Annotated in this window: 18 protein-coding genes and 2 pseudogenes; 2 read left to right on the forward strand and 18 right to left on the reverse strand. The window is 59.1% G+C overall.

Features of this window, described 5'->3' with window-relative positions:
* Nucleotides 1-55: 55 nt before the first annotated feature.
* Together HYH07_RS32905 and HYH07_RS32910 are read right to left on the reverse strand one after the other, a co-directional pair.
* Nucleotides 56-1,108, reverse strand: a complete 1,053-nt coding sequence (locus HYH07_RS32905) for a serine hydrolase (RefSeq protein ID WP_220006361.1) — start codon at nucleotides 1,106-1,108, stop codon at nucleotides 56-58.
* 119 nt (nucleotides 1,109-1,227) lie between these two features.
* Complete coding sequence (locus HYH07_RS32910) at nucleotides 1,228-2,259, reverse strand: MupA/Atu3671 family FMN-dependent luciferase-like monooxygenase (protein WP_220006362.1); 1,032 nt, start codon at nucleotides 2,257-2,259, stop codon at nucleotides 1,228-1,230.
* Nucleotides 2,260-2,269: 10 nt separating this feature from the next.
* Here HYH07_RS32910 and HYH07_RS32915 point away from each other — a divergent pair, with 10 nt between their 5' ends.
* On the forward strand, nucleotides 2,270-2,545 hold the full coding sequence (locus HYH07_RS32915; RefSeq protein WP_220006363.1) for a hypothetical protein: 276 nt from the start codon (nucleotides 2,270-2,272) through the stop codon (nucleotides 2,543-2,545).
* A 228-nt stretch (nucleotides 2,546-2,773) separates the two neighbouring features.
* Here the strand turns inward: HYH07_RS32915 and HYH07_RS32920 are convergent, their stop codons facing one another.
* From HYH07_RS32920 to HYH07_RS32980, 13 genes and pseudogenes are all read right to left on the reverse strand, one after another.
* Nucleotides 2,774-4,342 carry an MDR family MFS transporter gene (locus tag HYH07_RS32920; protein ID WP_220006364.1) on the reverse strand — a complete coding sequence of 523 codons (1,569 nt, stop codon included), beginning with the start codon at nucleotides 4,340-4,342 and terminating at the stop codon, nucleotides 2,774-2,776.
* A 222-nt stretch (nucleotides 4,343-4,564) separates the two neighbouring features.
* Nucleotides 4,565-5,479, reverse strand: a pseudogene (locus tag HYH07_RS32925) (prephenate/arogenate dehydrogenase family protein); the annotation flags it as partial.
* Nucleotides 5,476-6,579 carry a histidinol-phosphate transaminase gene (locus tag HYH07_RS32930; RefSeq protein WP_220006365.1) on the reverse strand — a complete coding sequence of 368 codons (1,104 nt, stop codon included), beginning with the start codon at nucleotides 6,577-6,579 and terminating at the stop codon, nucleotides 5,476-5,478. The gene HYH07_RS32930 and the pseudogene HYH07_RS32925, both read right to left, overlap by 4 nt.
* 90 nt (nucleotides 6,580-6,669) lie before the next feature.
* Complete coding sequence (locus tag HYH07_RS32935) at nucleotides 6,670-7,491, reverse strand: D-alanyl-D-alanine carboxypeptidase family protein (protein WP_220006366.1); 822 nt, start codon at nucleotides 7,489-7,491, stop codon at nucleotides 6,670-6,672.
* 146 nt (nucleotides 7,492-7,637) lie between these two features.
* Nucleotides 7,638-8,471 (reverse strand): radical SAM protein, encoded by an 834-nt coding sequence (locus HYH07_RS32940; RefSeq protein ID WP_220006367.1) that lies wholly within the window; start codon nucleotides 8,469-8,471, stop codon nucleotides 7,638-7,640.
* 182 nt (nucleotides 8,472-8,653) lie between these two features.
* The gene (locus HYH07_RS32945; RefSeq protein ID WP_220006368.1) at nucleotides 8,654-10,033 is read right to left on the reverse strand and encodes a nucleotide disphospho-sugar-binding domain-containing protein; all 1,380 of its coding nucleotides are present in this window, start codon (nucleotides 10,031-10,033) and stop codon (nucleotides 8,654-8,656) included.
* A 55-nt stretch (nucleotides 10,034-10,088) separates the two neighbouring features.
* A complete protein-coding gene (locus HYH07_RS32950) occupies nucleotides 10,089-10,319 on the reverse strand; it encodes an MbtH family NRPS accessory protein (RefSeq protein ID WP_220006369.1) in 231 nt (76 codons plus the stop codon).
* 70 nt (nucleotides 10,320-10,389) lie between these two features.
* Entirely contained in the window at nucleotides 10,390-12,228 is a 1,839-nt protein-coding gene (locus HYH07_RS32955) for an ABC transporter ATP-binding protein (RefSeq protein WP_220006370.1), read from the reverse strand.
* Nucleotides 12,229-12,261: 33 nt separating this feature from the next.
* Nucleotides 12,262-16,908, reverse strand: coding sequence for a non-ribosomal peptide synthetase (locus tag HYH07_RS32960; protein ID WP_220006371.1), 4,647 nt, complete (start codon nucleotides 16,906-16,908; stop codon nucleotides 12,262-12,264).
* A 265-nt stretch (nucleotides 16,909-17,173) separates the two neighbouring features.
* A complete protein-coding gene (locus HYH07_RS32965; RefSeq protein ID WP_220006372.1) occupies nucleotides 17,174-18,466 on the reverse strand; it encodes an isopropylmalate/homocitrate/citramalate synthase in 1,293 nt (430 codons plus the stop codon).
* Nucleotides 18,467-18,503: 37 nt separating this feature from the next.
* Nucleotides 18,504-19,592: a TauD/TfdA family dioxygenase gene (locus tag HYH07_RS32970; RefSeq protein ID WP_228749912.1), complete on the reverse strand. Its 1,089-nt coding sequence runs from the start codon at nucleotides 19,590-19,592 to the stop codon at nucleotides 18,504-18,506.
* Between the two features lie 61 nt (nucleotides 19,593-19,653).
* Nucleotides 19,654-20,544 carry an NAD(P)-dependent oxidoreductase gene (locus HYH07_RS32975; RefSeq protein WP_220006373.1) on the reverse strand — a complete coding sequence of 297 codons (891 nt, stop codon included), beginning with the start codon at nucleotides 20,542-20,544 and terminating at the stop codon, nucleotides 19,654-19,656.
* A 30-nt stretch (nucleotides 20,545-20,574) separates the two neighbouring features.
* Nucleotides 20,575-22,431, reverse strand: a complete 1,857-nt coding sequence (locus HYH07_RS32980) for an amino acid adenylation domain-containing protein (protein WP_220006374.1) — start codon at nucleotides 22,429-22,431, stop codon at nucleotides 20,575-20,577.
* Nucleotides 22,432-22,914: 483 nt separating this feature from the next.
* Between HYH07_RS32980 and HYH07_RS36900 the strand changes: the two are divergent.
* Nucleotides 22,915-23,015: pseudogene (locus HYH07_RS36900) on the forward strand (transposase); the annotation flags it as partial.
* A gap of 403 nt (nucleotides 23,016-23,418) precedes the next feature.
* Here the strand turns inward: HYH07_RS36900 and HYH07_RS36905 are convergent.
* From HYH07_RS36905 to HYH07_RS33000, 3 genes are read right to left on the reverse strand one after another with little or no spacing between them, the layout of a single operon-like run.
* Nucleotides 23,419-23,628: a hypothetical protein gene (locus HYH07_RS36905; protein ID WP_228749913.1), complete on the reverse strand. Its 210-nt coding sequence runs from the start codon at nucleotides 23,626-23,628 to the stop codon at nucleotides 23,419-23,421.
* Between the two features lie 45 nt (nucleotides 23,629-23,673).
* On the reverse strand, nucleotides 23,674-24,204 hold the full coding sequence (locus tag HYH07_RS32995) for a ParB/RepB/Spo0J family partition protein (RefSeq protein ID WP_220006375.1): 531 nt from the start codon (nucleotides 24,202-24,204) through the stop codon (nucleotides 23,674-23,676).
* The gene (locus HYH07_RS33000; RefSeq protein ID WP_228749914.1) at nucleotides 24,194-25,000 is read right to left on the reverse strand and encodes a ParA family protein; all 807 of its coding nucleotides are present in this window, start codon (nucleotides 24,998-25,000) and stop codon (nucleotides 24,194-24,196) included. Before HYH07_RS33000 ends, HYH07_RS32995 begins: the two co-directional genes overlap by 11 nt.
* Nucleotides 25,001-25,339 lie beyond the last annotated feature (339 nt).

Below are 25,339 nucleotides of genomic sequence, written 5' to 3' on the forward strand. Positions count from 1 at the left end.
CTTGGAAGTCGGCTGCCCAGAAGACGACATCGCCGTGCTCTGACAAACGGCCGTCTCAATCCTTCGAGAGCGCCGGCAGTATGTATTTGTCGAGGAGTTGAATTTCGGGCGCGACCATCTGGACGGACTCAAGGGAAGCATTGAAGACGACGATCATGTCCAGCCCTGGAACGATGACGACCTTTTGAGCATTGAAGCCCATCGCGGCAATCCACTCTACGACGCGGCCCTCGATCCGCGATCGACCTAACCACCACTGAAAGCCATATGATAATGGCTTTCGAGCTCCTTTGATTTGCTCTGCCGTCGATTGAGCGATCCATGACGCAGGAACGATCTGCTTCCCCTGCCAAGCTCCACGGTTCAAAACGAGCTGGCCAATTTTCGCCCAGTCGCGGGGACGCAGGCTAAGCCCTGTGCTGGACGTCGGAACGCCGTTGCTGAGGCGTCCATGCCAGTCGACGTCATTGATGCCGAGGGGCTCGAAGATATTCTCTCGCGCCAAGGCATCAACGGGTTTTCCTGACGCCTTTTGAAGAACGGCTCCGATCAGTTCTGTTGCTGCCCCGTTGTATTCGAAGGCGACCCCGGGAGCTCGTGCAAGGCTCTGCTCGAGCGCGTGCCGATAGGGATCACGATCGTGGTGCAAGATTGGATGCGCCAGGGTTGAATTTAGCCCGGCCGACATCGTCAGGAGGTTACGTAGTGTGATTCGATCCTTTGCCGGGGTACGAAGACTGGCATACTCTGGGAAATATGAAAAAATGGAAGCGTCCAGGTCATCAATCAAACCACGATCCATTGCAATTCCAACCAGAAGCGACACCACGCTTTTTGTCATCGAATTGCCGTCATGCTTGACGGTTGCATCGAAGGACGAGTGGTTCGGGTAGTTGAAGTAGCGTTCGTAAACGACTGCGCCATGGCGAACGACAACGATCGAGTCGACGTTGGGGAGCTTGCCATCAACTACCCCTTTTCCCATTGCGCAGAGCATGCCGGCATCAAGCCCCTGTTGCTCCGGCGAACTGATGCGCCATCCGTCGTGGACATCTGATGGTCTGCCGCACTCGGGGCTAACTTCGCCGCCGATTGCGAAGGCGATCATGGAGAGAAATAGCGACAGGGAAGTCGAGGCGGCAACCAGGCGACGCGCGGTGAGCCTCTGTCGTCCACGACTGCCGCCCAGAGAGCAGCAGACCCACCAACATATCTCGTGCCCGTACACTATTGAAATCGCCGTTTGAGCCACTCGACACAGTCAAGGCTCGACATGACCGAATCGAAATCCACGCCGAAGTCGACGAGACAGGCAATTTCATCCACTCCCGCCTCACGAAAGTGACCTACTTGCTCGAGGCAATGCTCCGGCGGACCGATAAGACCAACACGTCCGATCATACGATCGACGGCGCGCGAAATAAGGAATTGCTTATCTTCTTCGCTCGCTTCAACGGTGAGCCCCAACCCCTTGGCTCTCTCCGACTGCAGATCGAGGTTCGTCAATAGATATTCCGCGTATGCCGGCTTGGCTTTCGTTTCGATCGCAGATACATCTCCAATATAGGTATGAACCATAAGGGTTACGTGACCTCGCCCCGTCGCGCCACTCGATGCGTAGGCGGCACGATATTCTCCAATCTTGGCACGCAGCATCTCCATGGACTGATAATTCATGTTCGTAAGAAGGTTTGCGCCGAACCCACCCGCTTTTGCAAACGTTGCGTCCGTTTGCGCCGTGATCCAAATGGGAATCCGAGATTGCGCCGGTCGCGGATAGATCGCGACCGAGACCTCTCGACCTTGCCCGTTGGGCAAACCAATCGATCGGCCTTGCCAAAGCTGCTGGACCGTTTCGATGCCTTCATACATCAGCTCGCGACGATGCTCGTACGCCTGCGGACTGAGAACGAAGTCGTTGATATGCCAACCGGACGCGAACGACACCCCTACGCGGCCGCCGCTCAAATTGTCGATCATCGCCCATTCCTCGGCCACACGCAGCGGATTTTGCAAGGGAAGCACGACACTACCCGCCCGCAATCCGATGTTTGTGGTGATGGTGGCCAGCGCCGCACTCGTTACCGATGGACTCGGATATAGTCCGCCGAACTTGCTGAAGTGCCGCTCTGGCGTCCATACGGATTCAAAACCGTTACGATCCGCATAAACGGCACTTTCGCGGAGCATGCGATAACAATCTCCATGCGGCTCGACCCATTTCGCGGAAAAAAAGAATAGGCTGAATTTCATCGGCATCGCTTCTTTCGTGCTCGTTTTTGTTGTCAGCTATGCCGTGATGATCGGCTTCAATCTTGAGGATACCGTTGGGTCCGCGCCGTACGTGACCACCAGGTCCGACTCACCTCTTCGTTCCATGGGAGGTCTGGAAGACGACGAAGGAGTGCTCATCCAGAAGCTCCACGAACTCGACTTGCTTCCCACCTCGCAGCAGAAGCTCGACGGTAAACCAGGAATGGCTCGCCATTCCGCGTTGCAGGTAGATCACGATCCGATCAAAGTACGCACGATGCGCCCCGAATAGGTCGTCGATAGATTACCATTGGCGCCCCACAATGGGAATAGCTTTCTTCTGCTCTGCGCATTGTTCGTAGCTATCGGCTCCATCAACCTGCACGGCTCCAAACACTGACGTGCTGCACCGAGTTTCCTGCCTTGATAAAGAGACTATCGCCCGCCCGGATAATCGTTTGTTATCGGTCATGACCGCCGGTTTGCTCGAACCGGTAGCGAAGAACTCGCAACCCGACAGCTATCTTGCATCGGGCGGGCGATTGGCGGTACCGCCATGAGCGCGGAGTGGAAGTTCGGGTAGAAATAGAACTGCGACGAATGCAACGACGACGATGCACGCACTGACGCAGAGTGTCGTTGCGATCGCGTGCCGACAAATCGAGATGAGAGCAGCGTGGGATTCAGGGGACTGGCTCAAGACCAGCGAAAGACCTTCTGTATTCGAACCAGAGGCGGCATCAACCCCGACAGACGTTCCGTTTGATGCGTTAAGGTGCTGAGCAAGGATTGCGCCCGCACTCGCAACCCCGACCACGCCACCGAGCGAGCGAAAGAAGGCTAGCGTTGCCGTGCCTACCCCACGGTGGATCACGGGCAGCGCATTCTGCACAGCGACGCTCATGTTTGGCATGACCAGACCGAATCCCAGCCCGAGCACGAAGAGCGACGAGCCGATGGTGGCAATGCGCTGCTCAGTGCCGACCTCCCAAGCCAAGACCGCCAGCGTCACGCTAGCCACAGCCAGGCCGGCTGTCTGCGCTGGTTTGTAGCGCCCCCAACGGAGCAGGACACGACCGTTGACAACTGATGATACGACTACCCCAATCATCTGAAGGCCCGTCAGCAAGCCGGAGTCGGACGCGCTGATGCCCATAACGATTTGGAAGAACAGCGGGAGCAACAGGCTTCCGCCCAGCATTCCCATGAACGTCAGCGTCATGACGATGTTGGCGACAACGAAGAGACGATTGTCGAAGAGATCGAGCGGCAGGACCGGCTCAGGCACGCGACGCAGGTGTAGGACGAATAGAGCTGTGCCGAATACGGCAGCAGCAGACAGCCCTCCAATTTGAGGTGAAAACCACGGCCATTCAGATCCACCGAGGGTGAGGATCAGCAGAAACAGGATTGTACAGCAGGTCAGCAGAGCAACTCCCAAATAGTCGTTCGGTCGCACGAGAGTGGGATTAGGCCTGCGGAGCGATCTGCCGATGACAACAAACGCAAGCGCGCCGGTCGGCAGATTGACGTAGAAAATCCAGTGCCATGAGAGCCAATCAGTGATGACGCCGCCGATCACGGGTCCTAGGACACTGCAAACGGCGAAGACGGCGACGATTGCTCCCTGTCTGCTGCCTCGCTTGGCCGGTGGCACCAGATCCCCAATAATGATTTGGCTGAGCGGCAAAAATCCACCTGCTCCAAGCCCCTGGATCGCTCGGAAGATGATCAACTGTGTCAAGCTTTGGGCAGTTCCGCTCAACGCCGATCCGAGCAGAAAGATCGTGATCGCGCCATATATCAGCGGCTTGCGGCCATACTGATCGCTCAGCCTGCCATATAGCGGCATCGCAGTGGTTGAGGCCAGCAAATAGGCTGTCACGACCCAGGATAGTTGGTAGATGCCGCCGAGATCGCCAACGATGCGCGGCAGTGCTGTGGCAACGACGCTTTGATCAACGGCGCCGAGTCCGAGCACAATCATGAGCCCAATGAAGACGGCACGAATTTCACGCGCGGTCGGCTCCTCGGGTGGCAGGACGCTGGTCTCTGATTCAGCCAAGATCCGCAGGGTTTGCTCCGTCATTGGTCTATTTGCCCAAACGGCCCGGTCTCATGGCAGATCAATCGCGGTCGATCTCAGCAACGACGCAAGAACGGAGTAGACACCTGTCACGAGCTCACAACCAAATGCTTCGGTTCCCTAGAGCGCACGCTCCATCGAGGAGCTTTTCTCCAGTTCATCGTACCGAGTGCCGCCCTGATCAATTGGCGAATACTCAAGGCTACCAGGAACGACACTGGCCTCTAACGTACCATCCGGAGTGCTTCCAGGGACAGCGGCCGACGCCTTGCCAAGCTCGGGCAGGCTTCGGCGGATTTCGCGGGCTCGTGTGAAGTGATTAAAGTGCGCCTCGCCATCACCGCGACGGATTGCCCGCGTCAATTTTGTCAGATCCTCGTTGAAGGTGCCGAGCATCTCGAGCACCGCCCCCTTGTTGTTGAGGAGGACATCGCGCCAAGCCGCTGGGTCGGATATTGCGATGCGTGTAAAATCGCGAAAGCCGCCGGCGGAGAATTCAATGACCTCGGACTTTGTGACCTGGCTAAGTTCATCCGCGGTCCCAACGATCGTGTAGGCCAGCAAATGAGGAAGATGGCTCGTGATCGCGAGCACGAGGTCATGATATCGAGGCGTCATGATCTCAACCCGGGCGCCAAGCGCGGTCCAGAATTCACGTAGCCGTTCGATCGCCCGAACGTCGGCCCGCTCCGGCGGGGTCAGGATGCACCGTCCGTTGACAAACAGCTCGGCGAGGCCCGACTCGGGGGCGGCGCACTCCATGCCGCCGACTGGATGAGCTGGAACGAAATGCACACCGGCTGGCAGATATGGAGCCATATTTGTTACCACGAGCCTTTGGCCGCACTTACATCGGAGACGATCGCACCGGGCTTCAAGTGCGGTGCAATCTCCTTTGCAACTGCCGCACAAGCGCTGGCGGGAGTGCAAACGATAACAAGGTCGGCGTCACGCGGCCTCTGCATTCGTTTCCAGGACACCGTCAACGATCCCGAGTTCGGCGACGCGCGCGCGTATCTTCGCTGAGCTTGCCGCTGCAACGATCCTGGACGCTCTCCCCCGCAACCGCGCAGCCCGTGCGATCGAACCGCCGATCGGGCCGAAATCGATGAGCGCCAGCCTGTCAAATTGTTGGATCACGCGGGACTCCCTGCCATGAAGTCGCGCAGGGCCTCGACTACTAGCCGGTTCGCTTCCTCGGTGCCAATCGTCAGCCGCAACGCATGTGGCAAGCGGTAATTTTTTAGTGGACGCAGGACGAGACCGCGTCGGGTAAGAAACCTATGGGCTTCCTCCGCGGTTTTTCCTGGCTCGATTGGGAAGTGTATCAAGACGAAGTTCGCAACGCTATGCGTGACCTTCAACCCGACCCTTCCGAGCTCCGGTATGAGCCAGTCCCGCCATCTTTCGGTATGCATCTTCGACATCTGTTGATGCGCTCTGTCTTCGATCGCCGCGGCCGCAGCCCGCATGGCCGACGTCGAGACGATAAATGGCGGCCTGATCCGGTTGACCGCGTCGACAATGTGAGCCGGCCCGAACATCCAGCCAACCCGTAACGCTGCGAGACCATGGATCTTGGAGAACGTGTGAGTCACGACAGTGTTTTCCGTGCCCGCCGCGAGTTCGATACCGGACTCGTAGTCCCTACGGGATACGTAGTCCGAATAGGCAGCGTCCAGCACAAGCAGGACATGCGAGGGCAGGCTCGCGCGCAATCGCTTGACTTCATCAGACGGCAGATAGGTTCCGGTCGGATTGTTCGGATTCGCGAGCCATACGATCTTGGTGCGAGGGCCGACCTTCGAGAGGATCGCATCGACGTCAGCTGCGAATTCGACCTCCGGTGCAACGACATTCGTTGCGCCGTTCGCCGAGGTCGCAATCGGAAAAACCATAAAGCCATGCGCAGTCGAGATCGCCTCATCACCAACGCCCGCGAAGGCTTGCGCTAACAGATTGAGGATGACATCCGACCCCGCCCCGCAAACAATGCGATTCGGATCTATTTCGAAAGCCCGGCTTATTGCTTCGCGGAGGACCCGCGACGTTCCCTCCGGATAGTCACCGAGATGCGAGGCCGCCTCTTGGTAGGCCTCGATTGCCTTGGAAGAAGGTCCGAACGGCGATTCGTTGGCTGAAAGCCTGAACAGCTTGCGGCCCGGATCCGGCCCGACACTCTTGTTCATCGTGTACTGCGGAATATCAAGAACACCAGGCCTGGGCACAGGGTGAGACATTTTTCAACTCCGAACTGGCGGTGCGCCGAACCATCGCCTATTGCAGGCGCGGATCGGCGTTGGCATGTGAGGGTGGTTTTTCGATTTCGATCATTCGGCAAATGCGGAATCGAGCAGGATTGCCATGTGGTCGTCCCTGGCGACCGGAGATCGCCCGCCCAGCACTATGCCGACGAGACGTCTGCCATCTTGTTTCGCCGACGCCGCGAGGTTGAAGCCTGCGGCGCGGACGTAGCCGGTTTTTAGTCCGTCCATGCCGGGGTAGCGTTCCATGAGATGGTTGTGAGTGGCGATGGTGCTCCCCCGCCAATTGAAAGCCCTGCGGCTGAAATATGGATAGAATTCGGGATGATCGGCAATCAACGCGCCGGCAAGGATAGCCAGGTCGCGTGCGGTGCTGCGCTGTTCTGGGTCCGGAAGCCCCGAAGCGTTGCGGAATATGGAATTTTTCATTCCAAGCTCCTTTGCCTTTCGCGTCATCGCCTCGGCAAACGCGTCTTCCGTGCCACCCTGTGCTTCGGCGAGAACAACGGCTGCGTCGTTCGCCGACCGTGTTATCAGCGCCAGAATCGCGTCCTCCACCCTCAGATGCTGTCCCATCCTCACGCCGAGCTTCGTAGGGACCATGCTTTCTGCCCGCTCGGATACAGGAAGAAGCTGTTGCAGCGTCAGGGTGCCCTTCTCGAGCGCATCGAAGGTGAGGTACAACGTCATCATCTTGGTCAAGGAGGCTGGGTAGGTGATCCGGTCCGGGTCATCCTCTTGAAGGACCTGACCGCTTTTCCAATCGACGACAATCGAGGAGTACCTGACACCCGCGTCGACCGGCAGCCCACCCCGATGGTGTGACCGATGCGCGGCCGTCGCAGGGACGGCCGACAAAAACGCAGCAACCGCCAATCCCAGGGCCACTCGGGTCCTTCCATCAGGTCGAGAGAGCGATGGCCACTGTGACGAGGCAAACCGTTGCATACTATCTCCTTGCGACAGACACGGATTGAACGACGCATGCATTGCGTGCGTCCCGTTTGATGCGATGGGCGAGCGAAGTTCGGCGGCTAGCTTAATCTGCGGGGTGGCTGCTCTGGCCTGCGCTGTCCTCGAGGAAGGAGCGGATTCTGCAGTTCGAATGGCTCCAGCTTGCTCGGGCACAATCGACAGACCTCCTCCTCTTCGCGACTCAGGAACGCCGTTAGCTCCTCATCAGAGCAAGCCGGATCCAACGCCTTGTAGCTATGCGCCAGTTTGATCCATCTCTCGTCGATCTGATTGCTCTTCGCGAGGAGCTCGAAGTACGCGATCGGCGGACACTTCCAGAGCTGCCCCTCGAATATCTGTCTACATCTCTTGCCCTCACAGGCTTCCCATGCCGCCCGGGGCTCGCCATCAGGGAAGGTGACGCTTGATCCGGCCGCCCAATAGCGCCGAGTCCACCGCGCGTCGGCCGGCCGGATTCGAATATCCAAGCCGAAGCGCTGCTGCCACTCGGCGCAGATGTCCCTAACGGGAGCAAACCGGCTTTGATACTCCGCTCCGCCGTGATGGGACGAGACCTCAATGTATGCCCTTTCAGAGATCGGTGCCATGATCTCAGGCAGCTTCGGATGTCTCTTCAGCAGGAAGCCGTTCGTGACAAGTCGTATCCTGCTATCTGGCCATAGCTCTCCCACACTCTGAACGATCTCGGCAAGATTCGGATTCAGGGTTGGCTCCCCACCCACTATGGAGAATATCTTCGGCCTCAGTCGGGAGGACCACGGCATCATCCAGTTACGGCAATCGTCATCGCTCGGACCCCCGCGCAGTCCCAGCGACGAGTAGTGCGAACAGCTCTCACACGAAAGATTGCAGCCGTCCCAAGCATGGATTTCAAGATTGGCAAGCTCAAACATTCTGTCACTCCCGGTAACGCGATGGACCCGATGAACGTATATTCAACCACCTACACAACTCAGCTCTTTGCGTTCGAATACTGAGGTTCTCATCCAGCACTGCCCGATCGGCGAGACGGCCAATGCGCACGAAACCGGTTCGTCTGGTCTCGCTACGAGCCGTCCAGAGACAGCCGCCCATGTCATGCGGCCTCACCCGCGGCGAACGCACATAGTTTCCGAACAGCAACGTTATTCTGATCGTACGCTTTGAAATGCTGGCTCATCTCTTCGCATCTCCGCTTGAACGTCGGATTGGCGATCACATGATCGATCGCCTTGCTAATCGAGGCTGGCGTCGCGCTGTGGATCGCAGCGGCCAGTCCCAATCCGTGATAAACGACGCGAGCGGCACAGCCAGGCTGGTCGGCGCGACGCGGATAGACGATCATCGGGACACCCAGCGCAATGGCCTCCTTTAGCGAGCTCCCTCCTCCATGAGAGATAATCAGGCTCGCTCGTCGAAGAATCGCGGTCTGCGGCAACCAACCGTGCACGCGAATTGACGTCACCCCCGCGGGGACGCGGCTCTGCAGCACGCGCGCCTCCTCCTCTGCACCGGTCGCTATCACGAGCCGATACCTTTGATCGGAAGCCACCGCGTCGATGACGTGGCGATAAAAATTGAGAATCATCCGGTCGGGAACACGCCGCACCGTGCCCAGACTGCACAGGATCAATGGCCCATCTCCGGGGGGAAGATATGCCGAGCAGTCCGCATCAACATCGCGAAGATCCACGCAAGGCCCCACGAAATGCGCGTGCGGATCGAGTGGACGCACTCGAGGAAAGTCAAATTCGCGCGCCTGCAAGACAATTTCAGGCACGTCGGCCAAGCGAAGATCGAATCGGATCGGACGGGTTCGCCAATTTCGAGAAAGAGGATATCCGACCATCCTGGAAGTGAATCGATGACTGACGCGAGGCGCCAGACCCGTAATGAGCCGACGAAGCGCAAACTCAAGACGATCCCTCGCGTCAACGATCCAACGATAGGCCCAGGCACCGAGCACACGCAGCCGCCCCATCGGTGTTTGATCTGGCACCAGCAAGCTGGTGTATGGAGGAATCGCGGGGTCGAAACTGAACAATGGCTTGGTACTGACCGACACCGCCCTGACATTGTGCTCCCAGAAGAATGGATAATACTCGAGGACGAACGGATCGAAGATCACCAGATCTGGACGAACGTCGCGCACGATAGAGGCAATCCTCTCTCGCCCATGCTTCAACACAACAAGGCGCCTCTCGATGGTTGACCGACGGCGAAACAGGCTTGACCAGCTCATCCTCGGACTCGCGAGGGGAAGCCACGTCTCTTCCATGGCCAGAACGTTCTCGCGACGCAGGATCGCCGCGCTGGTCCGACTGCCGATGAACAAGACATTGTGCCCCGCCTCCATCAGGCGCTTCGCCAAGCCCAGCACTCCATGCAGGTGACCTACGTATTCATCGACAACGAAGAGGAAATTCGCTGCCCGGCGAGCCGGTGACGTCGTGGTGGCTATCGGCTCAGCACTCATTCCACACTTCATAAGCCACCTCCTCCTGAAGACGGTCGATGGACTGCGCGATTGGTTAGCTCGTCGCCGCCCAATGAACTCCGCCGTCGCTCTCCGTCGCTTCGGCAATCCTCAAGGAGCGCGGCCGCATGTCGGTCCAAACGGTCGCGATGAAGGCCAGCACCTCTTCTCGAGAACCCGGCTTTCCAACGCGACTCCAGCCCGCCGGAGGGGCCGCTTCGGCCGGCCAGAGCGAGTATTGCTCTTCGTCATTCATCACCGCGATATGAAGCTGCTCGCTCGTCATGTTGAGTCCTCGTTTGAGATGATAAGTTGAGCCGTTCTGATCCCACCTGTTTGCGCTTCGTACGGACGCCCTAGCCGGACGTTGCAGACGACAATTTATGCTCTCCCGTCTGCTGGCGCCAAAGCTCGGCGTATCGCCCCCTGCGCCGCAAGAGATCAGCGTGCGTTCCTTCTTCGACGAGTCGTCCTCGATCCAGGACAACGAGACGATCGAGATGAGCGACCGTCGACAGTTTGTGCGTGATCACAATCGCGGTCTTGTCGTTCATCAACTCGCTTAGCTGCTCGTGGATGACCGCCTCGGCCTCCGCGTCGAGAGACGACGTCGCCTCATCCAAAATCAGGATTGGCGCGTTCTTGAGAAACACTCGCGCGATCAGGATTCTCTGCCGCTGCCCGCCCGATAGTTTCGCGCCGCGTTCACCCACGTGGGCGTTGTAGCCACGCCGCCCCTTCCAATCGGTAACTCTTTCTATGAAATCGTGCGCGTGCGCTTTTTGGGCGGCGGCCACCACCTCTGCATCGGTGGCATCCGGCGATCCGTATCTGATGTTTTCGACTATGGAGCGATGAAGAAGAGAAGTATCCTGCGTTACCATCGAGATGTGCGATCGCAAGCTCTCTTGACTAATCGACGCGATATCTTGTCCGTCGATTGCAATCTGACCGCTTGTCGGATCGAAAAACCGAAGCAGAAGGTGCGCGAGCGTGGATTTCCCAGAACCGGAACCGCCAACCAGACCAACCTTTTCTTTTCCAGCGATGTGAAGGTTCAGCTTGTCAAACAAACCGCTATCGCGCCCGTAATTGAACCGTATGTTCCTGAATAGAACGTCGCCCTCCCTCACCTGGAGTTCCCGCGCTCCCTCGGGATCATTGATCTGAACCGGATGAGCGATCGATCTCATCCCCTCTTGGACTGCTCCAATGTTCTCGAAGATGGACGCTACCTGCTGAATGATGGATTCGGACATCGTCACGATGTGCCAGCACAGCGGCGGGATCATAACCAGTTCGTTAACCGCAAGACGTCCTCTATCCCAAAGACCAATGGTCAGGCTGCCCGTGGCCAACAGGAAGGAGGCGTTCAGGATGGAGAGGGCAATGCTGAGGTAAGTTTGCAGGCCGAGCAGTTTGTGGTGAGTCGTTGTGTGTGCGTCTAGCGCCTCGCGCACATAGTGGTCTTCCACGGACGGGCGCGTGAACAGCTTGATGGTTTGGATATTTGTGTAGGTGTCGACCATGCGCCCCGTCACAAGTGAGCGCTGGTCCGACATCTCGCGCGAGCGTTGGCGCATTCGCGGCAGGACGCAGGCGAGGATTGCACCGAAAGCCGCAAACCAGAGTATTGTCGGAATCGCCAGCCAAACGTCCGCGAGCGCCAGGAGCAATATCGCGCTGGCACCATAGATCAGCGCATACCAGATCGTTTGGATCGACATCACGACGCTGTCGCGCAGCGCCGGACCGGTCGCGAGTATTTGACTTGTGAGCCGCCCGGCGAAATCACTCTGAAAAAACGACCAGCTCTGGCGCGTCACATGCCAATAACTTTGCCAGCGAACCAGATTGGCGGTGTTCGCCGCGATAGCCTGATTTGCCACGAGTTTGTACGCCGCCGATATCGCAGGCCTCAGCAGGACGATTGGCGCCGCCGCCAGGACAATCATAGGCAAGTGACTATGCAAACTACCGCGCGGCATCTCCGTCACCAACCTGACGATCCAGCCGATGAGAGCCGGAACGAGCGCGTCCAGAACCGCCACGAGCAGGCCCGAGACCAACAAAACCACGATCGGCCATCGAAACTGCCGAAGGAAAAACCAGTAGAATCTCAGCAATCCCTGCGGAGGCGCACCGGGTGCCCCGGAGATGGTTGGCTTGATCCAGTTCTCTGCAGCCTTGAACACGTGAGCCTCTCATTGATCCGATTGCTCGGGGAGCTATTCCTGCTGCCCCGCGACAATCGCCATTCCGATCGTCTCATGACTGAGAAGCGCCTCGACGGTGACGGACGGATCACGAATTAAGGCGTCCAACACCTCGATCCAAAGGGTCATCAACCGATCGGCAGCCGACGCGCTGAAGCGCATCGCATCGACTCTCATCTGACACTCCGTTGTGAGGCCGTCGTCGACGAAGCCGAGGTTCAGGGCGCGCTTGAGATTGCTGATGCCGGGGTCCGCCCGCCGGTGTGCCTTGACGTCCCGCAACATCAGCGGCGCGTCCGCCGTCATGAAATTCATCGCCACTTCCGATATCGGCCTGCTGAACAGGGCGTCGCTTCCAGTCAAGGCACGGTGGATCAGTTCAAAGGGCGTTTCCTGGCGTTCGTACCCCTCTGTGAGCGCAGTGTTCACGTGCCGGAGCAAGTCGATTGCCGCCATATCCGGGGTCGATCGGGTTCTTATCGCCAGGTAATTGAAGAACCGGCCGACGGTCTTCTGCGTGGATGCATTACGTCGGTTGGCAGAGGCAACTAACACGACCACGTCACTGCGCCCAGAACGGGCCCGGATCAACAAGTGTACTGCTGTCATGTAGATAGCCATCGGAGAGCATCCGACCCGCTTCGCCACTGCCGTCGCGCGTTCACGTTGCGGGCGGGATAATGGGAAGATGCGTCTGTGCTCTGGTCGCGTCGCTTGAGACAGCGAGTCCGCGCCGTCAAGATCGGCGCCAACGGCGAGAGGGGGTGGCGGCGCAGCAAGCGTTCGTTTCCAATAGGCGATCTGCTCGTCAAGGCTTCCATCACGAAGCAGTCGCTGATGCCAAAGCGCGTAGTCCGCAAATTGCAAGGCAGGCTGGAGTTCCAGGACCCTGCCATCCAGCGCCGCATTGTAGAATTCGGCGAGCTCGGACAAAATAATCTGCATTGACCAGCCGTCTGAAACGACGTGATGAACAACTATCGCAAGCACCGCATGGTCGTCGCCAACTTGAAGCAGCAACGCCCGCAATGGGCGATCGTGCTTGAGATCGAATGACTTTCGGCAGGCCGTTTCGAGCGCACTGTCGATCGCCTCACCTTTCATGTGGCGTGCATCGACAATCTCCAGGACCTGAAGCTGCGCATCCCCGACGATTTGGACGACCTGGCCGCGATCGCATCCGAACGTGGTCCGAAGCGCTTCGTGGCGCTCGACGACTCGTCGAAGAGCGGCCTCCAGTTGGTGCACCTGAAGCGGCCCACGGAGATCGGCCACGTATGAAAGGTTCTCGGCGACGTGATCGACTAGGCTTGCCTGCTGGGTTTCACTCCCCATCGCTTGATACCAAAGTCGCAACTGCCCTGCGGTCGCAGGAACAGACGCCGGGCGCCTCTTAGGGACGATATCCATCAGGAGCGCGGCTTGCGGCCAGCCCTTGAATTCGTCGATCAACGCGGCTTGCTCCGCAAGGGTCTTGGTCTCGAAGATCGACCGAATGGGAATATCGCAGCCCGTATGCTTGCGGATTCCGGCCACGAGCCGCGTTGCCAAAAGCGAGTGGCCTCCGAGATCGAAGAAGTTGTCGTTGGCACCGACGCGATCGATGCCCAGCACCTCCGCCCATATGCGCGCCAACGCGGCCTGCAGCGGTGTTGCCGGCACGACGAATTGTTCTTGACGATAATCCGGAGGCGGAAGAGCCTTGCGATCAAGCTTGCCGTTGGGCGTTAGTGGCAGGCCCGGAAGGACGACGAAAGCGGAAGGCACCATGTAGTCGGGTAGACGGCTGCGGGCAAACTCACGCAGATCGGCGCTCGAGGGGGACGGCTGTTCGCCGGTGAGAACAAGGTAGGCAACAAGACGCCGTTCGAGGCCGGGACCATCCTCTCGAACGTCCACGACAGCCTGACTTACCGCAACATGGCTCAACATTATCGCTTCGACCTCGCTAGGCTCGATACGAAAGCCTCGGATCTTCACCTGCTGGTCCGTCCGGCCAAGGAACTCCAGCTCTCCGTCCCGGCGCCAACGAGCGAGGTCACCCGTCCTATAAAGCCGCTGACCAACGTTGAATGGATTTGGCACGAAGCGATCTGCCGTCAGATCCGGGCGCCCGTGATAGCCCCGTGCAAGCCCGATGCCTCCGATGTATAGCTCACCTGCGACACCTACCGGTACCGGCTCGAGGCAGCGGTCTAAGACATGCAGCTGGGTGTTGGCGATTGGCCGGCCAATCGGAACCAAAGCCTCATCGGGCAGAGGCCGACATGCCCAGAAGCTGACGTCGACGGCCGCCTCGGTTGGACCGTACAGGTTGTGCAGCCGGCTTCCCAGTGCGCCCAAGAAGCGATTCTGCAGATCCGATTGCAGGGCTTCGCCGCTACACATTGTATCACGGAGCGTGGCGCATTGAGCCAAATCCGCTCCGTCGAGAAAGGCCCGCAGCATGGATGGGACGAAATGGACGATTGTGATGCCCTGCTCACCGATCAGCCTCGACAACGCTAACGGATCGCGATGCGCGCCTGGAGGTGCCACCACGAGCCGCGCGCCATACAGCAGTGGCCAAAAGAACTCCCAAACAGAAACATCAAAGCTAAACGGAGTCTTTTGCAGGACACGATCGGTCGAGTCGAGCTGGTAGACGTCCTGCATCCAGGTCAGCCGATTGACGACACCGCGATGCGGCTCCATGACTCCCTTGGGTCTTCCCGTGGAGCCCGACGTGTATATGACGTAGGCGAGATTATCGGGATGCACCGGTACGGCGGGGGCACAATTAGGCTGCGCACCAATCGCTTCCGCCTCACTGTCCACACACATGATCGAGATGTTGCTACTCGCCGGCAGCCGGTGCGCCAGCGTGCTGTGCGTCAACACGACCGCCGCACGGGCATCGCTCAACATGTAAGCCAACCGGTCAGCTGGGTAGTCGGGATCTAGCGGCAGATAGGCACCACCCGCCTTCAGAATGGCGAGCAGTCCAACGACCAGCGCGGTCGAGCGTTCCAGGCAAAGCCCAACCACCGCCTCGCGCCCCAACCCCCGTTCGCGCAAATGGCGTGCCAGCCGGTTAGCCCGTGTCTCCAGATCTCCGTAGCTGATCCTTTCAGCCCCGAAAACAACAGCTACCGCCTCCGGCGTGCGCAATACCTGTTCGGAGAACAGTTCGTGGAGGCAGCGCTCTGCCGGGTATGGCGCCGCCGTCATGTTCCATTCCACCAGCGTCCGTCGCTCTCCCGCAGTAAGCAGTGGGAGCTCCTTGACCGGGCGCTCCGGATCGGCCAGCGCCGCCTCCAACAGGGTCTCGAAATGCGCGACCAGGCGCGCCGCTGTCGACGCGTCGAACAGATCTGCGGAGTACTCAAGCACGCCGGCATAGCCGTCACCCTCTTCGCGCAGCTCAAGCGAAAGTTCGAACTTGGCGAAGGCGGAGGCAAATGTAGTCGGTGTCACCTCCACACCCTCAACGTCCGGCAGCGTGGAGGGCGCCGTCTGAAGCACAAATGTGACTTGAAAAAAGGGATGATGACTTAAGCCCCTGGGGGGCTGAAGTGCCTGGACCAGCTTCTCAAAAGGAACATCTTGATGAGCGAGGGCAGCGAGCACAGTCTGGCGCGTGGCCCTTAAATGCTCTGCGAAGCCGCATCTGTCTGGCACCTCCGCGCGCAAGACCAGCATGTTGACAAAGCACCCGACGACATCCTCCAAATCCCTACGAGAACGACCTGCGACGGGGACGCCCACCAGGATGTCGTCTTGGCCGCTCCAACGGGCCAGCACCAACTGATAGACAGCGAGCAGAACCATGAAGGGGGTGGCTCGTTCTCGTCGGGCGAGCCGCTTGATCTCGCAACCCAGAACCTCCGATATGCTGATCGGGATGCCTCCACCCCGCATCCGTGGACTTCTCGAGTGAGGGCGATCGGTCGGCAACTCTATCCGTTGCGGGGCCTCAGCCAGCCGCTCCCGCCAGTAAGGCAAGTGCCTCTTCATGACGGTATCCAGCCATGCCCCCTGTTGCGAGAGCGTATAATCGAGGTATCGCGAACCGAGCTTTGGCAGCCGGATTGGTTCACCTGTGACCTGACTGTTGTAGAACTCGAGGATATCTCTGAACAGAAGGCCCATCGACCACTCGTCGGAAACAATATGATGTATGACGAGAACAAGCAGAGTCTGATTGAGGTCGATCTGCAGAATCGCGACGCGGAAAAGTGAATCGCGAATAAGATCAAAAGGCGCCGTCCGCAGCATGTCGATGGTTTCACGCAGGCCATGCTCTCGCTCCTCGCCGGCATGGTCGCGGTAGTCCAACATCGTGATCGGCCACGGCCCCTCACTCGGCGTCACTACTTGGACCGGATGTCCATCAACAACCGCGAACCGACTGCGTAACCCCTCATGCCGCGCGACGGTCCTCTCAACGGCGCGACGAAGAGAGGTCGTATCCACCGTTCCACGCAAGATCTGCGCCGCCGTGATGTTGTACGCGCCACTCGGCGGATACATTTCGTTGACGATCCAGATCCGCTCCTGAGCGCTCGAAAGCGGCGTGCCTTGCCAATGAATGCGGTAGCCCCCGCTCGGGACATCCGACTCGGCCGTTACAGGCTCGATCACAGCGCTGACCGACCCCATTTCTTCACCGATCGACATTCGACAGTTCCTTCTTCACGTCGAGCCACGAGTTGATTGCCCGCAAAGCTTGTCCGGATATGTCTTGGATGTGTGGCTTACGTCCACCGGCTCCGCGTCATTGGCGTCGAGACCCGAACGTGATCCATTGGTCGCACCTGAATTTCTCTTGATTGCCGATCGGCGGTGACGGGCCCTGCAAAACCTCGGCGAAGGTTGGATGAACGGAACAGGACCGCAGCACGGCTCGATCGGCATCGCCAATTACTTTTGCCCGACCGCGTTCTCACTGTGACGCCACCATGTGTGGTCGCCTGACGTCCTCCATATTGAAGCTCGGCTCGGTCGTGTCGTGACGTTTGGCGGCTCGAAGGTTTGAGACGAAGAAACAGAAGTCTTCATCGTCGATCAATGGCACACGTCGCATGTAAGCCTCGGACTTCACCCACCTTAGACAGATCTCCGTCTCTGCCGGGCTCAGGTCGAGATGAAGGCGCTGTGCGACGGCGGCGATCACACGCGAACTGGCAAGCGGCGTCAGGAGAACTTGTCGAGGAATGCCGAGAACGGCTTGCGGATCGAAGGGTTGAAAAACCGAGGGATCGGTGAACGGCGTGCCCGTCGAAATGGAATTGACTCCCTGGCCGACGATCGGGGTCGTGGTCGTCAGAGGAACCCCTGTCGCCTGACTTACATAACGGGCGATCGGCGGAATCCCACGAAGATTTGGCTGCGAAAACCAGATCTGATCTCTCACACCAAGTTTCCGCAACAGAAGCTCCGGCTCATGTCCGAGTACGAACAGAAGTTGTTCAGTGGCAGGCATTCCTGAACGTTCACCGAGACTGAGCCATGAACTGGTCAAGCCGAAGATACCCGCGCGCAATGCCTCCAGAGTATTGACCAGACCAAAACCGAGATCATTGTGCATATGCGCGATGAAGGACACCGCGTCCCCGGTTCGCGACTTGAGGTTTCGAAAGAACTCTCCCGCCTCATTCGGAAACAGAGAGCCGACCGTGTCGCAGAGTATGATCATGGATGCGCCGGCGTTGGTCAGCGCCTCCGATGCCTCGGCAACGAAACCAGGGTCGGCTCGCGTGGCATCGGCGAGGGCCACATCGACGAAAGCCCCGTCGGACCTGTCGAGGATGTACCTTACGACATCCAGCGCGCGGGCCAGGCATTCGTCCGGGTTCATGTGGAGCAAGGTCTCGCACATGCGCGTAGAAACCGGCACGGCGATGAAAATGCGTCCATGCCTTGCTCCCTTGACTGCCTTCAAGAGAATATCCGCGTCTGCTCGCTGGGCGCGGCCGGCGGCGCCCACATAGCACTCGTCAACTTCATCGATGACCAGGCGGACCGCCTCGAATTCTTCTTTGCCGATGCTCGGGAAACCGGCATTGAAGACGAGTTGACGACACGCTTGCGGCCCGAAGATCGCACTTTGTCGTTTCGCGATGGCGCTCCTCTGCGCGCCGGTCAGCAGAGTCTTACCCTGAGCCCCATCACGGGCTACTTCCTCATGAAAGATCACAATCCCAGATTGCGCAGCGTCACGAACGAGATCGGTCACCTGGTCTGCTCCATATTTTTAAGGCTTCAGCCGCCACTCAGGCATCGAACGATAGGCCGTGGATTTGGGCCAACCGCCGCTGGTAGCCCGTCACATGGTCGACTATTCGGTTCCATCGCTGGGCACCGCCGCGCACAGTGCTGGCCGCGGTTTGATTCCAAAAGCCCCCGAACGCGCTGTCCAGCGGTCGACTCCCGGGAACGGCGAACCACAACCGAAATAGGTGCCGCTTCATATCCGGATCCGAATGATCGTCGTAAGAAGATCTCCGATGATACACCACGTGGTTGTTGACGAGTTGAAGATCCCCGACCTTCAACTTCATGGCGATGTGATACTTCGGATCAGAGGCTAGCTTCTGGATCAGATCGATCGCCTCCAACTGCGCTTCCGTAAGGCGCGGAACGTTTGGCATCGTTGCGGCCTTGAGAATCCGAGCCTTGTAGTAGTGGCTTGTGAAAAATCCGTCGGCACATCCGAATATCGGACAGGCGTACACCCCTCCTGAGCCAAGCTCGGCAAAATGGAACGGCTGATAGAGTAGATCCAAAAGGTCCGGCCGGCGGCTGCGAATCGTGTCATGGATCGCGCGAGAACTACACAAGAAGCTTTCACCGCCCGCAGCCGCGACGCGACGACAAAATAACGCTACGACATCGCACGGATCGACGTGGTAGGCGATTTCTTCCGTGCTGCCGTTTCCGCGCAAAGTGGTTGCGCTTGACTCGCCGCGATCACGAACGTCATGAATCAAGGCGCCGTTTGCGTTTTGAGGAAGCGCGACACCGACATGCAAGCCAACGCCCCACGCCATCAGTCGGGCTTGATCCTCGGAAAGATCCTCGACTGGAAGACCTCGCAACAACGCGAACCCACGCCCAGTCTCGAGCGAGGATACGACCGCGGCCAGGCGACGCCCCATAACAGGCAGAGGGAAGTCTTCCGGCGTAAGATCATGTTGAGGTCGACTCATTTTTTGAGCGATCGCGAGAGCTCGCCTCAGTTCCTCACGCTCTTCGTCCGTGAGCTCGTGGATCCAGTCGTGCACTCCGGCAATTTCGGCCCCGAACCACCCCGAGGCCGGAACAGTGATATCGGCAGAAAGTGCAGGATGGGAATTTCTCATCACGCATATTCCTTCTCTTCAACTTGCGGCATGTTACGATCATCGAACTGCTTGCCAGTGCTCATGGGTGCTCTACTCCCGCCCAAGCTTCGATGCGCTCGACGACACGAGTGAGGTCATCGCGAGAACTCCCCTCCGTCATTGCACGACGAAAGAGCTCCCAGACGGCGCGACCGACCGACATTGGTACGCGCAAGCGCTCAGCTTCTCGGAGACAAGCGCCAAGATCGTTGCTGACCAAGCTCATCGCAGCCCCGAAATCAAAGCTTCGCGTTAAGACGTGCCGCGGAAACTTGGTCATGGTGACGTCGCTGCGGGCCGACCCGGAGTTCACAACTTCGAGAATGGCCGCGGGATCTAGCCCCGCCTTTGTTCCGAGCACGAGCGCCTCAGCCGCCACCGCCAGGTTTGCCGCAGTGATGGTGTTATTGATGATCTTGAGAATCTGGGCTGGCCCTGGCTCCGGCGCCACCGGGACGATATGCGTTGCGTAGGCCGCGAAGAGCGGCTCGATCGCCTTCAACGCCGCTGCGTCCCCTGCTGCCATAACGGTCATTCTCCCCTCACGCGCACGTGCGGGACCGCCCGTCATGGGTGCGTCAAGGGTTACGATGCCTCGTCGGCCCAAGGCTTCGGCAAGCTCTCTGATCAGATCAGGGCCGGTCGTTCCGATATGTACGTAATATCTTAAGCGGGACCCGTCGATGATCCCGTCCGCCCCTAGGACGACCTGTCGATATGCATCGGGTGGATCAACGCAAACGAAGACGACATCACACAGGTCGGCAATTTCAGCGACAGAAGATGCTCGCCGAGCGCCCTGGACGATAAGCGGCTCGCAAGCCGCGGCGTTGATGTCGAACACAGTGAGTGCCCCCCTCCGCAGCAGGATCCTGTGTGCAATCGGTGAACCGATGGCTCCCAGACCGACGAATCCAACGCTTCCCACCATAAGAGTCTTCCCCGAAGAATGACCGCTCGTTCAATCGCTGAATGCGGCTCTTGATTCGGGTGGATCCAGCGAAATGCCAAGCGGGTCAGCAGACGTCCGCGCGATTTCGCGGGTGAAATCACGCAGGCAGTTCGCCTCAAACAACGCGCGTAGCTCGATCTGGATGCCAAGATCAGTATGGAGACGCGCCGCGATCCTCATCGCGGAGAGCGAGTGGCCTCCGAGATCGAAGAAGTTGTCGTTAGCGCCGACGCGATCGATGCCGAGCACCTCCGCCCATATGCGCGCCACGGCAACCTCTAGTGGCGTTCTCGGCGGGACAAACTGCTCTTTATGATAGTCCGGAGGCGGAAGAGCCCTGCGGTCAAGCTTGCCATTGGGCGTCAGCGGAAGGCTTGGAAGGACAACGAAGGCGGACGGCACCATGTAGTCTGGCAGGCGGCTGCGGCAAAACTCACGCAGATCGGCGCTCGAGGGAGCCGGGTAGCCACCATCTAGAACCAGATAGGCAACGAGACGCCGTTCGAGACGATCCTCTCGAACGTCGACGACAGACCGGTTTACCGCCACATGGCTCAACATGACCGCCTCGACCTCGCCGAGTTCGATACGATTGCCTCGGATCTTCACCTGCTGATCCGTCCGGCCAAGAAACTCCAGCTCACCGTCCGCCCGAAAGCGGCCGAGATCTCCCGTCCTGTAGAGCCGTTCTCCAACACCAAATGGATTTGGTAGGAAGCGTTCCGCAGTCAGGTCGGGGCGCTGGACATAACCTCTCGCTAGGCCAGCCCCCAGTATGAATATGTGTCCAACCTCGCCAGACTGCACTGGAATGAGCGCATCGTTGAGTATCTGAACCTTCGTGTTCGCGATCGGCTTTCCAATCGGAAGCGTTCGTTCGAGGCTGCTCGGGCCCACGGCGTAACGAGTTGTGGTCATCGTGCATTCTGTTGGGCCGTACTGGTTCACGATCTGCACTTGCGTTCCGAAGCACGTTGAGACCTCGGAAATCAGAGCTTGATCCAGAACCTCACCGCTGACCAGAATGAGCCGCAGTCGAGATTTGAGTTCCGGTGATGCGTGCATGCACAGCGCTCGCAGAAGTGAGGGGGTACTGCTGAGGAGCACTGATACCGTCCCGGATTGAATGATCCGGGTCAGCGCCTCGGGATCCGGCGTATAGCGACCAGGCACGATGTGAACGCTGGCGCCGGCATTCAGCGCGCCAAAGATGTCTCGCACCGAGGCGTCAAAGGAAAGAGTGGAAACGGTAAGCGACCGGTCCTGCCGCGAAATCTTGAAGGTCTCTTGCAGGCTCCTGAGATAGTTCACCGGACCGCAATGAGGCACCATGACGCCCTTGGGGGCGCCGGTTGATCCTGAAGTATAGACGACATAAGCGAGATTCAGGTCCCGCGGTCGCCGCGCAGAGCGGACATCGGTCGCCCCTGATGCATGGGAGTCGTCCAGGCGAACGATCTGGGCCGACGATGTGATGGAGTCGAGGCGCCCGCTTAAAGCGCGATGCGTGACGACGACCCGAGCCTCGGCGTCGTCCAGCATGTAAGACAGGCGCTGGAGAGGATAGTCGGGGTCAAGCGGCAGGTAGGCTCCTCCAGCCTTCAGAATGCCAAGCAGACCGACGACCATGTCGATCGATCGCTCGATGAACAACCCAACAACTGCGTCGGGCCGAATGCCCATCAGTCGCAACCGCTGCGCAAGGAGATTTGCTCGATTGTTGAGTTCGCCGTAGGAGACGGTGATGCCGTTGCAGTCCAGAGCCGTCGTGTTCGGCACAAGAGCGGCAACCCGTTCGAAGTCACAATGCAGGAGTACGCCATTCGACCCTGCATCGCCTTCGGAGGAGAGTTCGTGTGCGGGCATTGAGCTCCTCGTTGACAACAATCAGCTCCAAAGCGGGCTCAGGAAACGGCAACCACTGGTCGCTCTGTCTGGCGACACGTCCGGCAAAAACCCTTGATGGTCGCTCGGCATGATTGCGCGAGGCTGCCGTTCCAGGACGCAGGCAAACAACCATCTCGGTAGAGGGAACCAAAAACGTCCATGACGTGATCACCTTCTACCAGATCGAAATGGCGGGCCATTGCGCACCTCCTGAACCACGCGCCTGCGCATCCAAGACCGACGTCCTGTCGATTTGGCCTAAGCAAAGGGTGATAGTCGTCTATAGTTTACCATCATTGAGCGGAGATGGAAGTGCCTCTCTACAAAATTTGTGATCGCTCGAAAGACGACGCGATGAAGTCTGAAAGGCCAAGCGAAGACATCGCAGGTTCGCTCTAAGGTCTTGTGACCATCAGGGACGAAACGAGGCGATCTGCTTTCTGAGCTGCTCGCGCAGTCAGGTACCGCGGCCGGATCTGGAAGACCCACGTCGGCGCAGTCGAGCTGCGCATCCCCAAGCTGAGCAGGGGCTCTTACTCCCTGGCTTGCTGGAGCCGCGCCGGTGCTCTCGAGGGCATCGGCTAGGCAGCGGGTGCTATGGGGATTTGATGCTGGCGCCGCCCTCGATGGTGGATGCGATGCAGGCGGGATATGATCTGCGAGTAGGTTCGCAAGCGATGTCGGGAGCATGCAATAGGCATCTCGGCGGCTGCTCGGAGTGCATCAACAGGCTCTCACCGTATTGATGACCGTGATTGGATCGAGAGCGGGCTCTGCCGGCGTGGAGCCAGCGCCGTCGGAGCGGGAAGCTGCGAGGTCGACGGGAGGCTTGGGTCATGAGGTGTCGATCCTATCCGGCGCAGGACGCCACCTCGGCTGACAGCCGCGCGCGAACGCCTCGATCACGATCATGCGGGCGCCGCAGCAAGGGCATGAGCAAGGCAGCACGCGTGGCGAATCCGTGCGCTATCCGGCTGCTCTTGCGGGCCGGCGGCGGGCGGGGTGACATTGAGGAGTGCGCGGGCGGTCGTGATGTTCTCGGAGCCCGTAGTGGCGAATACGGTGGAAGCCCTTGGGCAGCACGTGCGTGATGCGGTAGTCTTTCCAGCGGAACGCAATGGCGCCGTCGTCGGCCGCAACGAGGCGGCGGTTCGAGATGGCGACCATCAGAGCCATGCGCTCCAATCCCAATCGCGATGTAATACATCGCTGGCGCAAAGCCTATCCTGCACTAGAAAGAAAAAAAGCGCCCCTTGATGTTGGTTCAAACCAACACTCTCTGCATTCAGCGCTCACCACTGTAAGGCGATCGAGGGCCCCTGCCCTCTGCGCCGAACTCTCCTCGTCGCGGTCGCTTGGCGGGGTTGGCATCGCGAAGACCGATACGCCGGCAGCCGAGGAAACGAAGGCACTAACTGACACCGGCACTCTGGACCGCGACTTTCCAGCAGCCTTAGTGAACGCAGGCATTTCACGAAGCCCTGCGCGCTGCGCGGCGCGGTACCGGCGCGCGCCCATGGCGATGACAGAGCGTCCATCTTCACTAGAACGGCGAAGCACGATAGGTTGCAGTACGCCATGTTCAGCAATCGATTGGGAGAGCTCCTCCAATTCCTGTTCGCTGAAGGTGCGGCGTGGTTGACCGGGGTCTTCGTCAATGCAGTCAATCGCGACCAGGAGCGGCCGCCCCGTTGCTGCGCCAGGGTTTGCCGCAACGTGGACGAGCTCCCTGAAGCTGAGATCAAGCGTCATCCGTCGTCTCCTGACCGAGCCGCTCTACGATCTTGGCGAGAACTGCGCGGATTTCCCGACCGGCTTCTTGCGCCGAGCGACGCTTCAAGCTCCACACCGGCACCCGCTCCGCGACTGCTTCGGCATAGCCGTCCCGTGCAACGATCTGGCCTGGGAACACGTACTTGCCCGCTTCGCGCAACAACTGCTCCAAGTGTGTTCGTTGACGCGGCGACTTGGTATTGAAGTTCGACGGCAGCAGGCCGAGGAATCGCGTGTCCTGACGACGATAACGTCGTTGCACACCAATCACGGTCTGCATCAGGCCTTTGACACCCTTTACGGAATAATCTTCCAGGTAAATCGGCGCCAACACATGCGAGGCGGCGATCAGGCAAGCGACGCTGCGAAGGCCAAGGGATGGCGGGGTGTCGATCACGCAGACATCGAACCGGTCGGCGGTATCGGCGAGATTCTGCTGCAGGGTTATGACGGCAGCAGCATTGTCGCGGTCGATATCCGTCAAGGAGCTGTCGGCCGGCGCTAGTGTGATGCCGTTGTTTTCACCAGCGACAAACCGGGTCCCCGGCTTGAAGAGGTCCGCCGCCGAAATCGATCCTGTATGCTGCTTGAGCGTGTCGGTCGCATTGCCCTGCGCGTCAACATCGATCATCAGAACCCGCCGGCCCGCTTCCGCCATGAACCAGGCCAGATGCACGGCAAGCGACGTCTTGCCGACGCCGCCCTTTTGATTGTTGACGACGATCGTGTTCACCCGGTGGACCTTGATGAAACCATCTGCAACCGTTCCATCCATGTTCCTCCAAACCGTGCGGCGCCTATCGAACCGTTCCCGATCAGACCGGGCCTCTTCATCCTCCGTGTTGGTTTGAACCAACACTCACTTCGGACCAGCGGTGCCGTAGAATCCTGAAAGCCGGGCATGCTTACGCTAAGCAATCAAACTAAGTGCGCGCGCCGTAGCCGTGTTGGTTCAAACCAACACTGAGATCGGCGTCACCTCGCGATTTTCGGATCGTCTGGGAAGACGAACAGACCGACTCCCACCAAACCCTGGACGAGGGCAAGAGCCGCGCGGCGCCAGCAGACCGAAGGCATCAAATATTTGTGCCGACGGCTCGAGCGGATCTCCGCT

Source organism: Bradyrhizobium sp. BR 10261 (assembly GCF_019455395.1).
In the GTDB taxonomy this organism is placed as follows: Bacteria; Pseudomonadota; Alphaproteobacteria; order Rhizobiales; family Xanthobacteraceae; genus Bradyrhizobium; species Bradyrhizobium manausense.